The sequence below is a fragment of the Flagellimonas flava genome (assembly GCF_050617915.1).
Classification (GTDB): Bacteria; Bacteroidota; Bacteroidia; order Flavobacteriales; family Flavobacteriaceae; genus Flagellimonas; species Flagellimonas flava_A.
Window position 1 is genome coordinate 1 of the sequence record NZ_JBODQE010000207.1, and the last position, 233, is coordinate 233.

Annotated in this window: 1 pseudogene; it reads left to right on the plus strand. The window is 46.4% G+C overall.

The window, feature by feature from the left end:
- Nucleotides 1-194, plus strand: a pseudogene (locus ACRHOZ_RS21560) (flavoprotein); the annotation flags it as partial.
- Nucleotides 195-233 lie beyond the last annotated feature (39 nt).

The following is a 233-nucleotide window of genomic DNA, read 5'->3' on the forward strand; positions in this document are numbered from 1 at the left end:
GGGTCAAAGTTGTAATGACCCAGAGTGCTGGCGCTTTTGTTTCTCCCCTTACCATGTCCACCTTGTCCAAGAATCCTGTGGTGATGGATTTCGTAAACGAGGAGGATGGAAGTTTATCTTGGAACAATCATGTCGAATTGGGCTTGTGGGCTGACCTTATGATCATTGTCCCACCTACCGCCAATACACTTTCCTAAATCTCACAGGGCATTTGTGACAATCTATTGTTGGCG